Consider the following 16,850-nt stretch of genomic DNA (forward strand, 5'->3'; position numbering starts at 1 on the left):
CGAAGCCGTGGCCCGATGGGGGCGGTGCGGCGTGAAGGAGGAGGCGGGCGGTGACCGAGCGCAAGGGTGATCTCATGGACGCGGGGGACGCCGAAGACACCCATGGTGCGGAACGTCCGCGCAGCAAGATCCTTTTGGTGGACGATCGACCTGACAACCTGATGGCCCTCGAGGCGATCCTGGCCTCCCTCGACCAGGATCTGGTCACCGCTTCCTCGGGCGAGGAGGCCCTCAAACGTCTTCTGGTGGACGACTTCGCGGTGATTCTGCTCGACGTCCAGATGCCCGGGATGGATGGCTTCGAGACCGCGCACCGTATCAAGCAGCGCGGTCGAACGCGGGACACGCCGATCATCTTCCTCACCGCGATCGACCGGGAGCCGCACCACGCCTTCCGCGGCTACGCGGTCGGCGCGGTCGACTACATCGCCAAGCCGTTCGACCCGTGGTTGCTGCGCGCGAAGGTCACGGTGTTCGTCGAGTTGTTCGAGAAGAACGAGCGGGTCGCCGAGCTCGCTCGGGCCAGGGTCCGGGACTTCGATCTGCTGGCCGAGGTCGTCGAGCGACTGGCCGCTCTTGAGGTGATCCTGGAGGGGGTTTCCCCGGGCGTGCCCGAGGAGACCATCGCCGCGGCCGCCGCTGAGGTTCGGGGTCTGGTGATACGGCTGGCGCCGTTCGCCCGGCCCAGTGGCGCCGGCGCGGCCGCGTCCTGACCCGGTCTACCAGGTGATCGACGAGGCCGGTGCAGGCGCACCAACCTCGTCGATCGTCGATCTGTGACTACAACTCGGCGGTCAGGCCTTCACAGCACCCGGCGTGCCGTCCTCGATGACCCACTTGCTGTGCAGGAACATCTCGGAGTCCCGCTTGGTGAAGTCCCGCACCGCCCGCAGCTCGGCGGTCCAGTCCTCCTGGGTGATCGTGGACAGGATGTACCCACGGTAGTTGCAGTCGAAGAGCTTGATGTGCGGGTTGTTCGGGATCGCGGCCCCGACGATCGTCGGGAAGGGGACGGGCAGCACGGTGCTGATCGACGTGCCGACCAGCTCCGTTGCGACCACGGGCGAGTTCGGGTCACGGAAGTCGGTGTGCAGGTCGTTGATCAGGAACGCGTGGATGTCCCCGGTCAGTACGACCGGGTTGGAGAGCTTCCGGTCGTACATGGCCTGCAGGACGGTGCGGCGCTCGGCGCCGTAGCTGTCCCAGAACTCGTTCCAGTACTTGAGGTCGGGGCCTGCATTGAAGTTCAGCTGGGCCATCAGGATCTGCTGGGGGAAGACGTTCCAGTGCGTCTTGGCGTTCCTGAATCCCTTCAGCAGCCAGTCACGCTGGGGCGCGCCCAGGACGCTGCGAGTCGGCTCCTGGTTCTCGCTGCAGGTGGCGAACTGGCCGCTGGTCACACCGTTGTCGTCGCACGCGTGGGAGTCGCGGTACTGGCGGGTGTCAAGGATGCTGAACTCGGCCAGCTTGCCGTACCGCAGCCGGCGGTACAACACGTAGTCCTGGCGGACCCTGTTCGGCAGCGGCATGTTCTCCCAGTACGCCTGGTAGGCGGCGTTACGGCGCACCAGGAAGGTGTCCTGCGTACCTTTGTCCTGGTTTGTCGTGGCGGTGTAGTCGTTGTCGACCTCGTGGTCGTCCCAGGTCACCCCCCACGCGTGGGCTGCGTGTGCGGCCTGGAGGTCCGGGTCGGTCTTGTACTGCGAAAGCCGCACCCGGTAACCGGCGAGGTCGTACGGCTCCGTGTTGGAGTGCAGCCGGGAGCGTCCGGGCCTCGGGTTGGATTCGTAGATGTAGTCACCGAGGTGGAACACGATGTCCAGATCCTGCTCGGCGATATCCCGGTAGGCCCGGTAGTAGCCCTCTTCGAAGTTCTGGCAGGAGACGTGGGCGATCTTCATCGCGGGGATGTTCCAACCCGCGCCGGGAGCCAGGCGGGTATGCCCGATGGGGCTGCGCTCACCGTCGATCTCGAAGGCGTAGTAGTAGTCCCACGCGGGGAGCAGACCCTCGACCTCGACGTGGACGCTGTGCGCCCACTCGGGCGTGGCGGTTGCCACGCCGGTGCGGACCACGTGCTTCAGGTTGCAGTCGTCGGCGACGATCCACCGGACCTTGTAGTTGCTGTTGGGCATGCCGCCGTCGGGGTCCAGCGGTGACGGAGCGAGCCTGGTCCACAGGACGACACCGTGTGACGTCGGCTCTCCGGACGCCACTCCCAGGGTGAACGGGTAACCGTTGATCTTCGGGGTTCTTATTCGTGCGGCGGGCAGCGACGCGGTCGCAATTCCGGCCGCGGACAGCCCGGACACCGCGAGAAAACCGCGGCGTGCCAGGCTCGGGTTGATCGAATCAATAGAATCCATAGCCCCCTCCAAGACTCGAATGGTCTACCTACGGAATGGTGTGCAGGACGGCCTTCCCAACCGATCGGCCGTGGTCGGCCGTGGTCGGCCGTGACAGGGGCGGGCTGGCCACCTCAGTGCTTCTCGGATTTCAGCATCACCTGCTGTCCGGGTGGTGAACGGATCGAAAATCGTTAACAAAAGGTAAATCAATGAAGGTGGGTTCAGTGAGAAAAATTTTGTCGGGTACGTACGATTGTTTTTATCTATGGATCGATAGAATGTGCCTATGGATCGATTGAATGAAGGAATATGTAGGGATGGTCAACGAATTGTCGACCCGTAGCTTTTGGGTGGCGGCGGTGTGTGATGACTTGGGTGCGAGGGGTGCAAGCCCGTCGTCCGTGGCGTCCCGCACTCTTCGACCATGATCGATACCGTGCGATCGCACTGTCGGGGCGACGACATGTTGATCAACGGCATGCGACTGTACATGCGGCTGTAGTAGGAGGTTGATATTGCGCCTATAATCCGGGCGGATATGTTGATCGTGGATGAGTTGATCGCGGGCACGCTGATCGCGGGCGCGTTGATCGGCGCGCTGGTTCTGTTCTTGATCAGCGTCGTTGCCGATGTTCGGGGGCGTTGTGGGATATCAGGTGGGAGTCGACCTGGGCTCGGCCAACACCGTGGTCGCTGTGGCCGACGACGATTGGCCGCAGGTGCTGGCCATCGGCGGCGGAATCGATATTCCGACCGTCCTCTACGCCGCGCCTGACGGCGGGATACAGGCCGGCCGGGCGGCGCAACGCCGGGCGGCCGCCGATCCGGGCCGGGCCGCCCGCGGCTTTCCGCGACAGGTGGGTGATCCGACGCCCATCCTGCTCGGTGACGCCGCCTATACCCCCGAGGCGCTGGTTTCACGTCTGCTCGGCTGGGTCGTCGCCGCAGCCACCCGGCTGCGCAAGGCACCGCCTGATCACGTGGTCGTCGCTCATCCGGCCAGCTGGTCGCAGTTTCGGTGTGACCTGTTCACCGAAGCCGTCGGCCAGGTCGACGCCGCAGTCCCGATCACGGTGTGCTCCTCGGCTGACGCTGTCGGCGCGCTGCTCAATCGTCGGGGGGTGGCGACCCCCGGGGCGTTCGTGGGCATTTACGACCTGGGCGCGGGTTCCTTCGAGGCCGCGGTGCTGGCCGCGATGCCCGCCGGATTCCAGATTGCCGGTACCCCCGCTGGGATCACCCGCGCCGGTGGTATGGAGATCGATGAGATCCTGCTCGCCCATGTCCTGCGCACGCTCGGGGACACCGCGTCCGGTCTCGACCACACGGATCCCGCGACGGCCACGGCTCTGCGTCGGTTACGGTCTGAATGCGCCCAGGCAAAGGAGATCCTCTCCGAGGATGACGTGGTCGATATTTCGGTTGACCTGTCAGCGCTGGGTTTGTCCCAGGCTGGCCGCGATGCCGTGTCGGAATCGGTGCGGTTGACCCGCGACGAGTTCGAGGCCCTCATCCGACCGATGGTGGACGACACGGTCCGGGTGCTCGAGCGCGCACTTCGTTCGGTTCCGGCGACGTCCGCGGACCTGTCGATGTTGCTCCTGCTCGGCGGCTCGACCCGGATCCCCCTGGTGGGCAGGGTCCTCACCGAGGCGTTCCCCGGCATCGGAAGGCAGGATGTCGGCTCGCCCGGCGATGTTGCCCTCGGTGCGGCGCTCATTGCCGCGCAGGGCGCGCGCCAGACATCACCCCCACTCCAGACCGTGATCATCGCGCCACCGGCGTTGAGTGTTCCACCGGCGTTGAGTGTCCCGCCGGTTTCGCGGACCCTTCCACCGTCAGTTCCGCCGATTTCGAGCAGCTCGCCCGGGGGAGTCCGGCCCTCGCTCAGCATGCCGCCCACGATCGGCGTGGCGCAGGCCGGGAACGCAGAGCCGGCTCCGGCTCATGTCCCGGTCCCGGTTGAACTGTCCCACGCGGCCCACGCAGCCGGTCGGACGAAACCGCGCGTGTTCACCGGCTTTGTCGGCACCCGACGGGGAATCGTCTCGGTGGCCGCCGCCGTGCTCGTTCTGATCGCGGCTACAACGGCCGGAATCGTCGCTACCGCGGACAACAGCGGGTCAGGTACCGCGGCCCCCGCGGCGTCGCTGTCGGCGGTGGCCCCGGTCCAGACGGCGGCCCTGCCGAGCGAGCCGTCGGTCCGGCCTGAGAACGTCGTCCTCGCCTCCGGTTCCAGCGAGGTCGCACCGATCACCGAGACTGCCTACGCGCTGTTCCGCCGGCAACAGAGCGGCGTTGCGGTCCGCGTCGAATCGACGTCCACCGATGACGGCTTCACGCGGCTGTGCCAGGGTAAGATCGACATCGCCGGGGCCTCCTTCGCATTGAACACCGCTTTCAAGGGTGACCCTGGCTGCGCCGACAGGGTCGCTGAGTTCGAGATCGCCCACAACACGCTGCCGGTCATCGTGAATCCGGCGAACACCTGGGCGCGGTGCCTGACGCTCAGCCAGCTCACAAACGTGTGGAAGAAGGGTTCGACAGTCACCAGCTGGAATCAGATCGATCCGAGCTTCCCGAACGAGCCGGTGGAGTTGTTCGGCCCGGCACCGACGTCCGTTCACGGCCAGGTTTTCAACAACGAGGTGAACGGGGCGAGCGATAACGTCCGTGGGTACCGCGCGGTCGAGCTGGAAGCCGTCGCGCAGAACGTCGCCCAGAACAAGAACGCGCTGGGCTTCCTTGACTTCCCGACGTTTGAGACCTACGGCAACAAGATTCGCGGCCTGGAGCTGAACAATGGCAGCGGCTGTGTTTCGCCGTCGGTGGTGTCCGCCGGGACCGGCGCTTATATACCGCTGTGCAAACCGCTCTACCTGTATGTGAGCAAAGAGGCCCTGCGTAAGCCGGCCACCGCCGCATTCGTCAACTTCTATGTGCGTAACGGCAAGGACATCGCGTTCAAGTCCCACGAGGTGCCGCGTAACGACGAGACGACGACAGGCAACATCAACCTTGCTGGGAAGCTCACTGCGGGGGTCGGCCCGGTCACAACATGAATGTGCCCGACGTGCCGACGTGCCGACGTGCCGACGTGCCGGCACGGGCCACGGACCTGACCGGTCTACCGCATGCTGGTCGACAAGCTCGACGGGCTACGCCGCGGGCTGCGCGTGCGATGAGTGCCTCTGTCGGGCTGCCCGCGTGGTCACGGGGGTGATCGGCCAGCCGGCCCGCACCGGCCGCCTCTCAACGATGTGAATCTGATGTTTCTCCAGCAACATCACATTCACATCCTTTAGAGCGCCCGGCAATAGGGAAGTGGATCAAGGAGCGAAGCTGGGGTGCGTGCATCGCGAGGTGCGAGGAGGGAGACACCGGAGGTGTTGGGTGTCGACCGACGACAACGTGGCGAGGTGCGTGCCCCGGCCCCGCGACGCCGCGTCCCCTATTGCCGGGCGCTCTAAGGGCCTGAACGTGGTTCCGCTATCAGGATGCGACGTAGCCCCGGGTGCCGCTTCGCGCGTTTGGTTACATCCGGCTCCGGGGATCGGTAACTCTGTGACTGCATGGATGATGGGGATGGCGATGGGGATGGGGATGGTGCATCTGACCGTGTGACCTCACGCCGTCGCTGGCCGCGACAACGCCATATATCCCAATCGCAGCTTCCGCCAATCGCAGGGCAGTCACATGGAATCGACGCCGGATCCTCGCGGCTCACGCCCACCGAGGATTCGTCGTGCGGGCGCCCAAGATCGGCGTAGCCTGGTATCGGACCGCTGGGAACGCCTTGGGCTGATCACACAGCTCGCGGACACGGCTCCTATCGGTTTGTTGGTCGTGGACGCGGAGCTACGGATATGCATGATGAACCGCGCGATACTGGCTATCAACGGTCTGTCCGTGGACGACATCGGCGGCCGGGCCATCTCCGATCTGCTTCCTGACGTGGAGCCCTACGCCTGGGATGTGTTCCGGCAGGTGCTGTCCACCGGGGAGCCGATCCTCGACGTGGAGATCACCGGAAGCACCCCGGCAAGCTGGCCCGACCAGCGCATCTGGCGGGTTTCCCATTACCCGCTCCGCGACCCGGACGGTGTAACGGCCGCGGTGGGTGTCGCCTTGATTGATGTGACCGAACAGCGTCAGGCGGAGGCGGCACGTGACGTTGTGGAACAGCGGCTGCGCCTGCTGGGCCGGGCCAGCAGGCTACTCGGAGCCTCGTTGAAGCTTTTGGACACGTTGAAGGCGATCGTCGAACTCGCCGTCCCGGAATTCGCGGATAACTGCGAAGTGCTGCTGGCCGACGAGCCCCTCGACGCCGACGCGAGGCCAAACCGGCTGGCGCTGCGCGGATTCGCCGAGGCAAACCGGCCGCGCTCCTCACCCCAACCACAGGATTCAGGCTCAATCATCGGTACGCTGGTCGAGCTCGGCCCGGACAATCCCGCTCACCGGGCGCTCGCCACGCGCCGGCCGGTGCTTTTCGACATCGACGACCGGGTGATCCGCAGCGTTCATGTACCGGATCCGGCCAAGTTCTTCGAGCGCATCCAGATAAACATGGCCATCGCGGCCCCCCTCCTGGTGGGCCAACGGTTCTTCGGCGTCGTCTACTTCGGCATCGGCTCGTCCCGGCGTCGTTATACCGACTGGGACGTGCAGACCGCCGCCGCGCTGGGGAGCCGAATCTCCAACGCGGTGGCAAACGCTCATGCCTACGCCCGTCAGCGGGCCGCTGCCATCACCCTGCAACGAGGCCTGCTACCCCACGGCACTCCGACCCTCGAAGGTCTGGACATCGCCTGGCGCTACGAACCGGGAACGGCCGGCACCGAGGTCGGAGGCGACTGGTTTGACGTGATCCCGCTGTCCGCGGGCCGAGCCGCCCTTGTCATCGGTGATGTCATGGGCCGGGGTCTTGCCGCCGCGGCGGTTATGGGGCAGGTCCGCGCCGCTGTCCGGGCCTTCGCTGCGCTCGATCTGCCCGCTGCCGACGTTCTCACCCACCTCGACGACCTCGTCCAGAGCATCGGCGCCGGTCCCGAGGGAACCCTCGTGAGCTGCATCTACGCTATCTTCGAACCCGCCACCGGCACGATCTGTCTGGCCAACGCCGGCCACTTGGACCCCGTCCTCGCCCGCCCCGACGGAGAGGTCCGGCTCCTCGAAGGCCACAGCGACATCATCCTCGGCGTCGGCGGTCAGACGTTCGCCGAAACTCGGCACCCGTTCCCAGCTGGCTCCACCCTTGCCCTGTTCACCGACGGCCTGGTCGAAGCCCCGTCCATCGACATCGACGAAGGCTGCCGGCATCTCATGGGCGCTCTCCGGACGCCTGACAGCCTCGGGAGCAGTGTCAATTCAAAAGATCTTGATATGACTGCTGACCGGTTGCTCTCCCTCATCGACCGCGGCGAGGGCTATGACGACGACGTGGCGCTGCTGCTTGTCCGCGCCACCACCACGGCCACCACCACCACCACTTCGATCGCCCCCGAGCCTCGGGCCGCCAAAATCGCGCGGGCAACCGTCCGCACCGCCCTCGAGCACTGGGGAATCGGCGAGGACGTCTTCACCGTCGAACTCCTGGTCAGTGAACTGGTCACCAACGCGATCCGCTACGCGAACACCCCCAGCAACCTCGTCCTGCGCCGGGGACAGCACGCCCTCTACGTCGAAGTCTCCGACGAGGACACCCGGGTGCCCCGCCTGCTGCATCCCACCTTCGACGACGAAGGAGGCCGTGGCCTGCAACTTGTCGCCGAATTGGCCACCCGCTGGGGTGCGAGGCCCACCCGCACAGGCAAGACCGTCTGGTTCCAACTAGACGTCCCCAACGCCATGCAGACAGGAAATACCCCCGGGTTCTCGGCGCTCCCTGAGATCTGAGCGATCGGGCCGAGCTCCCTACGGACACCCCGCCCAGGGCCTGCTTCCTGGATATTGGTGGGGGCGATACCAGCGAAGATTCAGAAAGTAGGCCCTCGTCGTCGCGGGGGCTATTGCGGGCAGGGGTCGGAGTAAGGAACCTGCGGAGCCCACTGCGTCCACCGCTCGCGGCTGGGTCGCAAGCGTGGATCCGCGCAGGCGGTCCGGGCAAGCGTGGCTGGATCGGTCGACAGCACCCGCAGGTCGCCGTTGGAGCCGCCGGCCGCGAACGCGTAACCCTCTGCGGACACCGCAAGTCGGCTGACGGCCTTGTTCCGGTCGACGAGCCGGGTCAGCTCGACGGGTTTCGCGGTGGCGTCCCAGAACACGATGGCGCCGTCGGTGCCGGCGGACACCAGCAGGCCGTCCGCGCCGAAGGCTGCGCCGGTCACACGATCGTCGTGGGCGGTCAGGACGTCCGTCGCCCGCGGTTTGGCCGGGTCCGTCAGATCCCACAGCCGCAACGTGTGATCGTCACCACCGGTCACAGCTGTGCGTCCGTCCTGGCTGAAGGCCACCGTTACGACCGCACCGACGTGTCCGGACATGGCGGCGATCTGGTGGGGCTGTGCCGGGTCCGTCAGATCCCACAATCGCACAGTTTCGTTCACGGCAGCGGTGGCGAGAAGGTGACCGTCCGGGCGCAGTGCGATGTCGGTCACCAGACCGCTGCGGTTGGTCAGAAATGTAAGCGATGCCGGATGCCGTGGATCGCTGACGTCCCACAGCCCGACCGTTCCGTCCGCACCTACCGTCACCAGCAGTCTGCCGGAGGCGTCGAACACGAGCCGGACAACCGGGCTGATGTGACCGTCGAGCCGGCTGACTCCGCCGGTAGCACCGGATCCGCCAGTTCCACCGGTCTCCCAGGTCCGGTCGGCCCAGAGCCGGGCGGTGTTGTCGACGCCGCCGACCGCGAGGCTGCGGCTGTCCGCGTTCAGCGCGACACCGCTTGCCGGCCCGGTCACCGCCGGGCCGAGTTCGGAGGTCAGGGTCGGCTTGCCGCGGTCGCTGAGATCCCACAGCCGGACCCGGCCATCGGTGTCGACCTCGGCGAGGGTCCGGCCTCGGGCGTCCCAGGCGACATCGATCACCGTCGCGCCGCGTTGTGGCAGCGACACCGCGGATGAGGCGACGAATGACGCGACCATGGCGCGCCGCGCCTGGGCCGTCGGAGCGATCCGGTATGCCGCGAGGGCGAGTTGGCCGGCCAGCTCTGGGTCGCTCTGACGCTGGGTGTCCGCGTTGCTCGCAAGTTGCCGGGATACCGCAGCTCGGTCCACGCCCGTCCGGCCACTGTTTCGGCCCGTAACGGCGACGGCCACGACGGACGCTGTCGCAACCGCCGCCGTGAGACAGCTGAGCAGGACAAGCCCGCGCCGACCCAGGCGGCGTCGGCGTGGAGCGGGCGTGACGGGGACGGCCATTCGTCGGGCTGGCCCGGACCCCGCCGGCGCGGGCGAGACCGCGGGGTAGGGCGAGACCGGTGTCGGTGCCACCGTCGGTCTCGGCGACACCGGCGGTGGTACCGGCGGATTCGATGGGACAAGCCCAACGGTGCCACCACCGTCGGCCAGCGACGGCGCCGGCGGATCACGCTGCGCGAGCGCGAGGCGTCGGCGCGATCGACCGCCCCCCGCGGATCCTCTACGCAGCCTTCCCGCTGATCTTCCCGTCGTTTCGGGTCCGGCCAGGCTGGCGGGGTCCAGGCTGCCGGTCAGGACGGCTCGCAGCGCGTCGGCGCTCGGGCGTTCGGCCGGGTCCTTGCGCATCGCGCGCGTGACGAGTTCGCGCAGGTCATCGGGGATGCCATGAAGGCGTGGTTCGTCATGGATGATCCGATAAAGGATCGCATCGGTAGGTCCTTCGCCCCATGCCGGATGGCCGGTCCCGGCGAAGATGACGACGCTTCCCCAGGCGAACACATCCACCGCTGACGTGACGGCATCGTCGACGATCTGCTCGGGCGCCATGTAGGCGGGTGTGCCGATCGGTTGCGCACCGACATGGCTGATGTTGGTCAGGATGCTTGACGACCGGGCGAGCCCGAAGTCGATCACTTTGGGGCCGACCGGTGACAGCAGCACATTGGACGGAGTCAGGTCACGGTGGATGATGCCGGCATTGTGGATGGCGCTTAGCGCCGTCGCGACGCTCAGCGCGAGATGTTCAAGGTCGGCGGGTCGCAGCGGGCCGCGGGCGTTGACCATCTTCGACAGCGTCGGTCCCTCGACGTATTCGGTGACAAGGTAAGGCTGGGGGCCGTCGGGGTCGGCGTCGAGCACGGCGGCGGTCGCGAAGCGCTTCACCTTGCGGGCGCTTTCGGCCTCGCGCCGGAAGCGGGCGCGGAACTCGGGGTGTTGGGCGAGATCCGGGCGGATCACCTTGATCGCTACCCACTGGCTGTCCTGCTGGGACCTGTCCGGGTGGGAGGCGAGGAAGACGGCGCCCATCCCGCCCTGCCCAAGACGGCCGGCGATGCGGTACGGCCCGAGCTCGCGGGGGTCCTCCGGCCGCAGTGGAGCCACGACAGCGCCCGACACGGGCGGCGGCGTCGTTCCCGGCACGGCCGCACCCCCCGGAAACGCGTCGACTTCCATGCTCTGATAGTGGTGTCACGGTACGCCACGCCCACGGTAGGGCGTCCAGAGCCTGGTGGCACCGGATGTTCGATCGCGATCATTCTCGCGCACCCGGCGCCGCCAGGGCAATCCCGCCGTAGCGGACGCTCGGGGAGTTCAGCCGGACGCAGTTCAGCCGGACGCAGTTCAGCCGGACACCGCGCCATCCGTGGGATCACCCGGCGTGATCAGGCTGCCGAGAGCGGCCAACCGCGCGGGAACGGCCCGGTAGTACGACCACACACCGCGTTTGTCACGGGTGAGCAGGCCGGCGTCGACGAGCACCTTGAGGTGGTGGCTGATCGTGGGCTGGCTCAGGCCCAGCGGTTCGGTCAGCTCACACACGCACGCCTCACCGCCGGCATGGGCATAGATCAATGAGAGCAGCCGCAGCCGGGTGGGGTCGGCGATGGCCTTGAGGACACCGGCGAGCTGTGCGGCGGCCTCGGCGGAGAGGGGTTCGCGAGAGAGCGGGGTGGCGCAGGCCCAGTCCGCATTGGCGGATGCCTCCGTCCCGAATTCGATTCTGGTCGCGGTCATGACGTCAGCATGCCTCGGCTATTGACAGCCGTCTATGGCTGGGGCACCCTCAACAGCATCAAGATATAGATGCTTGTCGATGTCTGGAGTGTGGTGATGATGGCGGCTCGGGTGCAACTGGCACTGAACGTCTCGGATGTGGATGCGGCGGTTGATTTCTACTCGAAGCTCTTCGGGGTGGGGCCCGCGAAGCAACGGCCGGGGTACGCGAACTTCGCCGTGGACGTCCCGCCGCTGAAACTGGTATTGATCGAAAACCCTCAGGCTCGCGGCGCCGGCGTGACCGGGGCACTCAACCACCTCGGGGTTGAGGTCGAATCCACCGACGATGTCGTCGCAGCCACGAGGCGGCTGGCCGAGCAGGGCCTGGCCACGGCAACGCAGGAGGGCACGTCCTGCTGCTATGCGGTGCAGGACAAGGTCTGGGTCGACGATCCCGACGGGGCACCGTGGGAGGTCTACACCGTCCTCGCCGATGTCGAGGCCAGCGTGTCCACGCAGCCACCGAGCACGCAGCCACCGAGTACGCAGCCGACGAGTACGCAGCCGACGATCGTCGACGCCGCGGTGCCGGGGTCTGCATGCGCGTGCGGTCCGGCCGGCTGTGGGCCGGAGCCCACTGCCACTGCCGCCGGAGCACAGGCTGGGGCGGGCGAACTGTTGACCGTCATCAGCCCCGCTCCGTGACTGCCGGGCAGACCCCGCCGCTGGTACGGCGGCTCGCGGCGGAGACGGTCGGCAGCATGCTGCTCGCCGCGCTCGTGATCGGTTCAGGGATCGCCGCCCAGCAACTCAGCCCGAACCAGGTCGGCCTGCAGCTGGTGGAGAACTCGGCTGCGACCGCCGCAGGCCTGTTCGCCATCATCCTGATGGTCGGTCCGGTCTCAGGTGCCCACTTCAACCCGGTGGTGTCCGCGGTCGACGCCCTGTTCGGCGGGATGTCGTGGCGGGATGCCGCCGCCTATCTGCCCGCCCAGGTCGGCGGCTGCGTCGCCGGGGCGGTGCTCGCCAATCTGATGTTCGACCTGCCGGCGGTATCGATCTCCACCCATCACCGGGCGTCCGGCCCGCACCTGTTGTCCGAGGTCGTGGCGACGGCAGGCCTCCTGCTCGTCATCTTCGCGCTGGCCAGATCCGGTCGGGGCGATCGGGCGCCAGCTGCGGTCGGCACCTACATCGGGGCGGCGTACTGGTTCACCAGCTCGACTAGTTTCGCCAACCCTGCGATCACCGTCGGCCGGATGTTGTCGGACAGTTTCGCCGGTATCGCTCCCGCGTCCGCCCCGGGTTTCATCGCCGCTCAGATCGTCGGCGGCGGTGTCGCGGTCGCGGGGATCCGCCTGTTTTATCCGGACCTGGGCCCGGTGGCCACGCCCGCCGCGGTGGTCGCCCACCCCGGTACCGGCGGCGCGAGAAGATCCATGGCCGATCCGCCCCTAGGGCGTGTCTGATGGATCATAGCCCGCATCGACCAACATCCATCAGGCACGCCCTGATCGGCTGATCTTCCCGGCGGTCTTCCCGGCGGGATCGCCGAATTTCGGTTACCGGCCAGGCGATATACGTAGTCAGCTCGTTGGGCTCGGTAATCAGACCCTATTCATGAAAGGAAACGCTTGTGTCCGACATCCCCGAGGTGCTGTTCGTCTGTGTCCACAATGCCGGCCGTTCCCAGATGGCCGCAGCCCTTCTTAATCACCACGCTGCCGGTCGGGTAATCGTCCGTTCGGCGGGCTCCGCCCCGGCCTCGGAAATCAACCCCGCCGTTCGGGCAATCATGAACGAAGTCGGCATCGACCTGTCCAAGGAGTTCCCCAAGCCGCTCACGGATGCCGCGGTTCATGCTGCGGATGTCGTGATCACTATGGGCTGCGGCGACGCCTGCCCTGTCTACCCGGGCAAACGCTACCTCGTCTGGGACCTCGCCGATCCCGCCGGCAAGGCACCTGAGCAGATTCGACCCATTCGTGACGATATCGATGCCCGGGTCCGCGCCCTGCTCGCGGATCTCGTCCCCGCCGACGTCTGATCACTCGGGACGTCCGGGACGTCCGGGACGTCCGGGGCGTCCGGGATACCGGGAACCAGGGCCTGTCTGGTGGATATTGGTCCATGCGATCGAAGATCCACCAGACATGCCCTAACCGGGCGGGAGCGTGCGAGTCGGGCGCATCACGACCTCGGTGACGGTGGTGCGGATGGGCAGCGCGAGCACCGCCGTCACCATCTCGGCGACGTCCTGCGGCGCCATGAGCGCGTCTGGCGCCCAGGGTCGGCCCTCGGCCTGGAGGACCCGGCGCTGCATGGCGGTCGCCGTCCGGCCGGGAAGCATCGTGCACACGCGGACGTCGGCGTCGGCTACCTCTGCGCGCAGGCTGTCCGCGATCGCGCGCAGCGCGTGCTTGGTGGCGGCATACTGGCCGATCTTCGGACTGGCGGAGATGCCCTGGGTCGAGTTGACGAAGATGACGTCCCCGCCTGAGTGGCGGCCTGCGCGCAGCAGATCCGGGAGCAGGAGCTGGGTGAGGGCGTAGGGGGCACGGACGTTCACCGCGTACTGGTGGTCAAGGTCGCTGATGTCCGCGTCCGCCATGGGCGAACGTTGATAGGCACCAGCCGAGTGGATCAGGATGGACAGGCCGCCGAACTGCCGGCGGACAGCCTCGGCGAGCTCGGCCCGGGCATCGGTGTCGGTGATGTCCGCCCGGTGGAGGTGGATCTCGGCTCCGTGGCCGCCCGCCTGCGCGGCCAGCGCGTCCAGCGCGGGCTGGTCCCGGCCGGTCGCGATGACCGACGCACCCGCGACGGCGAGCCGGACGGCGATGGCGTGTCCGATCCCGCTGGACGCACCGGTCACAAGCGCCGTGCGGCCGAGCAGCTCCGGTTGCCGATGCGCGGTCATGCGCGGCCGAGGTGGTCCGCGAACCGGTGGCGCCCCGGCACCGCCGCGGGGAGAGCTCGGGTATCCGGGTGGGCTGTGGTCACAGCCGCCTACGGTACGCCCGACGTGTCATCGTCCCGGGCGCTCCAACTCCGCATCAGGCCGGGGGAGCCCCCATGGCGTGCAGGTCGGCCTCCATCTGGTCGATTTCGATCGCCTGGTTGATGACCATCGCCCGAGCCAGTGCCCGCACATCGGGCTCCTGGGCGCGGGCCGCGGCCTCCTGCGCCATCGTGATCCCGCCACGGTGATGGCGGATCATGAGGGTGAGGAAGAGGGCGTCCAGCTCCCGCCCGGAAGCCTTGGACAGCTGGCCCAGTTCTGCGTCGGTGGCCATGCCGGGCATCCGCGTGGAATGCGTTGTTTCCCCGTCATGCCCGGAGCTGTCATGGCTCGCCTGGTGCACGGATCGCATCCAGCCCATCGGCGGGTCGGTCGAGATCTGTGCCAGGTTCCACTGGGTCAGCCATGCCGACATGATGCCGATCTCCCGCTGTTGGGTGAGCGCAACGTCCTGGGCGACACCACGTTGTGTCGCGTCGGCGCTACCGCGGAACTCGACCATCGCCATCTCGACGGCTTGGACATGATGGACGGACATGTCGCGGGCGAATCCGGCGTCCACGGAACCCTCGCCGGGAGCCTGGTCGACAATCCCGCGCAGGCCTGCGCCTGCGGCCAGCAGGGCGATCACCAAGACCAGGACCAGCGGCAACCAGCGGGAGGCTCGCCGTAGCCTCGCCGTCCGGTCACTGCCTGTCCGGTGATTGTCTGTGGGGTCACTGTCTGTGGGGTCACGATCCAGATCGGGCCTCCCTATGGCCATGCTGCGCTCAGCCCTGCATCGGCGGGTTGAACACGAACGTCCGCTTGCCCACCTGGACCCGGGTGCCGGGGACGAGCGGAGCCGGGTCGTGCGGGTTCAGCGGTGTCCACACTGTCGCCTCGGGCGGGGCGATGTAGGTGCCGTTCGCCGAGCCCTGGTCGGCGATGACCGCGTCCCACCCGCTGAGCGTGATGACCGCGTGGACGCGGGACACCGCGCTCTCGCCGTCCTCGAGCATCAGCGGGCGCGCGCGACCCGCCCGTACCGCCTCGTCCCGGTCGGGCTGCCGGCCGATCACCAGGTTCGTGTCGACGTGGACCTCCGTGCCGTCGTCGAGGAGGATCACCCCGATCGTCGGTCGGGGGCCCCAGACCGGGTTACCGGTCTGCTGGGCCAGCGACAACCCGCATTCGGTGCAGTAGGGCGCGTCCGGGTGGTTGAAGTGGCCGTTGGCGCAGAGGATTCCCTCGACCTGTGCTTCGGACTGGCCGGGCAGCATGGTCGGGGCGTCCTGGTCGTCGAACAGGTCAGCGACATCGAGACCGCGGCCGGGCAGTTCGGTGAGCGCCTCGCTCTCGGTGTCCTCCATCCGGGCGGCAGCCGAGTCACGGCCTGCGAGCTCGGTCGGCGGGTCGGCATCGGCGGCCGTGAGCGCGGCGAAGTCCGCGGCCTCTGTGGGCTGTCCGGTCCGCTGCCAGTGCGCCGCTTCACCGATGTCCTTGCTGTTGAGCGGGGCCAGCGCCGGCGGCGCCGTGGACATCGACGATATCGGCGGCACCTGCGATATCGGAGACATGGATTCGCGGGACGACCCGGCCGCCGCTCCCGCACCCGACGACGGGATCGGCGCCGCCGAGGTCATCGGGTCGCGTGGTCCGCCGATTTCAGCCAGGAAGTCCTCCTCTGCCCCCCTGGGCACGACCGCTATCGGCGAGTCGGAGAGCACCAGTGACGCCCCGATGCCGGGTACGGCGCCGATTCGCAGGTCCAGCGGAAAGGCTTCGCGGGTCGGCTCGCTCACGGCGCCGACGATGCCGGCGGGCCCAAGCGTGCCGACCGGCCCGATGTCAAGTCGACCGACCTCGGCGGGTAGGAGGCGGTCCACCCAGGTGGCCGACTCGGCGCCGGACAGGGCAAGTGGGGTCGGCCCGTAGGCGGCCACCTCCATCGAGCCGTGGATCAGCGCTGCCAGGCGGTCGCCCACCCCGGCCAGCAGGGTGAAGTCGGGTACCGCGTCCGGGTCGGCGTCCGCGAGTAGCCCCGCAACCCGGCGTACCAGCCGTCGGCCGGTAGTCGACGCAGGCCCCGAGTCACCGGCGACCTCGGCGCACATCGCCAGCAGCGTCTTGGCTACCTCGTGAGTCTCGGGACGCCCGGCGCGGGCGACGACAAGGACTCCCGGCAGGCGGATCACCACCCCGGCCTCGGCTCCGCGTCCGGTCACCACCTCGACCCGGAAACGGTCAAGTCCCGCCATCGTCGCGCCCCTCGTCCATCGTCCCTGCAGCGTCCCTGACTCAGCCCTGGTGGGCCGGATGTACCCATCCTGCCGGTGGATCCGGCACACGTCAGCAACATGTCGTCTTCCAGCCGACACGCGGGCACCCACCCGCTCCTGCGTTCGCAGGTGATGATCT

Annotated in this window: 12 protein-coding genes; 6 read left to right on the forward strand and 6 right to left on the reverse strand. The window is 67.7% G+C overall.

All coding sequences use genetic code 11. The features are described 5' to 3' along the window. Positions 1-50: 50 nt before the first annotated feature. The gene (locus tag U9978_RS06370; protein ID WP_416210868.1) at positions 51-713 is read left to right on the forward strand and encodes a response regulator; all 663 of its coding nucleotides are present in this window, start codon (positions 51-53) and stop codon (positions 711-713) included. An 81-nt stretch (positions 714-794) separates the two neighbouring features. On the opposite strand, the gene U9978_RS06375 is transcribed toward U9978_RS06370, so the two are convergent. Next, positions 795-2,366, reverse strand: a complete 1,572-nt coding sequence (locus U9978_RS06375; protein WP_322760113.1) for an alkaline phosphatase D family protein — start codon at positions 2,364-2,366, stop codon at positions 795-797. Positions 2,367-3,004: 638 nt separating this feature from the next. Between U9978_RS06375 and U9978_RS06380 the strand changes: the two genes are divergently transcribed. Then, complete coding sequence (locus U9978_RS06380; RefSeq protein WP_322760114.1) at positions 3,005-5,410, forward strand: Hsp70 family protein; 2,406 nt, start codon at positions 3,005-3,007, stop codon at positions 5,408-5,410. A gap of 634 nt (positions 5,411-6,044) precedes the next feature. Beyond that, positions 6,045-8,246 (forward strand): SpoIIE family protein phosphatase, encoded by a 2,202-nt coding sequence (locus U9978_RS06385; protein WP_322760115.1) that lies wholly within the window; start codon positions 6,045-6,047, stop codon positions 8,244-8,246. Between the two features lie 110 nt (positions 8,247-8,356). On the opposite strand, the gene U9978_RS06390 is transcribed toward U9978_RS06385, so the two are convergent. Continuing rightward, positions 8,357-10,852, reverse strand: a complete 2,496-nt coding sequence (locus U9978_RS06390; RefSeq protein ID WP_322760116.1) for a serine/threonine-protein kinase — start codon at positions 10,850-10,852, stop codon at positions 8,357-8,359. A gap of 201 nt (positions 10,853-11,053) precedes the next feature. Next, positions 11,054-11,446, reverse strand: a complete 393-nt coding sequence (locus tag U9978_RS06395) for a metalloregulator ArsR/SmtB family transcription factor (RefSeq protein ID WP_322760117.1) — start codon at positions 11,444-11,446, stop codon at positions 11,054-11,056. A gap of 69 nt (positions 11,447-11,515) precedes the next feature. Between U9978_RS06395 and U9978_RS06400 the strand changes: the two genes are divergently transcribed. The 3 genes from U9978_RS06400 to U9978_RS06410 all read left to right on the forward strand — a co-directional run bounded on the left by U9978_RS06400 (position 11,516) and on the right by U9978_RS06410 (position 13,475). Then, the gene (locus tag U9978_RS06400; protein WP_322760118.1) at positions 11,516-12,133 is read left to right on the forward strand and encodes an ArsI/CadI family heavy metal resistance metalloenzyme; all 618 of its coding nucleotides are present in this window, start codon (positions 11,516-11,518) and stop codon (positions 12,131-12,133) included. Positions 12,134-12,189: 56 nt separating this feature from the next. Next, positions 12,190-12,897, forward strand: coding sequence for an MIP/aquaporin family protein (locus tag U9978_RS06405; RefSeq protein ID WP_322760183.1), 708 nt, complete (start codon positions 12,190-12,192; stop codon positions 12,895-12,897). Between the two features lie 167 nt (positions 12,898-13,064). After that, positions 13,065-13,475, forward strand: a complete 411-nt coding sequence (locus U9978_RS06410) for an arsenate reductase ArsC (RefSeq protein WP_322760119.1) — start codon at positions 13,065-13,067, stop codon at positions 13,473-13,475. A 111-nt stretch (positions 13,476-13,586) separates the two neighbouring features. On the opposite strand, the gene U9978_RS06415 is transcribed toward U9978_RS06410, so the two are convergent. The 3 genes from U9978_RS06415 to U9978_RS06425 form a co-directional block, all read right to left on the reverse strand. Continuing rightward, entirely contained in the window at positions 13,587-14,348 is a 762-nt protein-coding gene (locus tag U9978_RS06415; RefSeq protein ID WP_322760120.1) for an SDR family oxidoreductase, read from the reverse strand. 136 nt (positions 14,349-14,484) lie between these two features. Beyond that, complete coding sequence (locus U9978_RS06420) at positions 14,485-15,213, reverse strand: DUF305 domain-containing protein (protein WP_322760121.1); 729 nt, start codon at positions 15,211-15,213, stop codon at positions 14,485-14,487. 7 nt (positions 15,214-15,220) lie between these two features. Next, the gene (locus U9978_RS06425; RefSeq protein ID WP_322760122.1) at positions 15,221-16,690 is read right to left on the reverse strand and encodes an FHA domain-containing protein; all 1,470 of its coding nucleotides are present in this window, start codon (positions 16,688-16,690) and stop codon (positions 15,221-15,223) included. Positions 16,691-16,850 lie beyond the last annotated feature (160 nt).

Source organism: Protofrankia sp. Cr2, from assembly GCF_963555885.1.
Classification (GTDB): domain Bacteria; phylum Actinomycetota; class Actinomycetes; order Frankiales; family Frankiaceae; genus Protofrankia.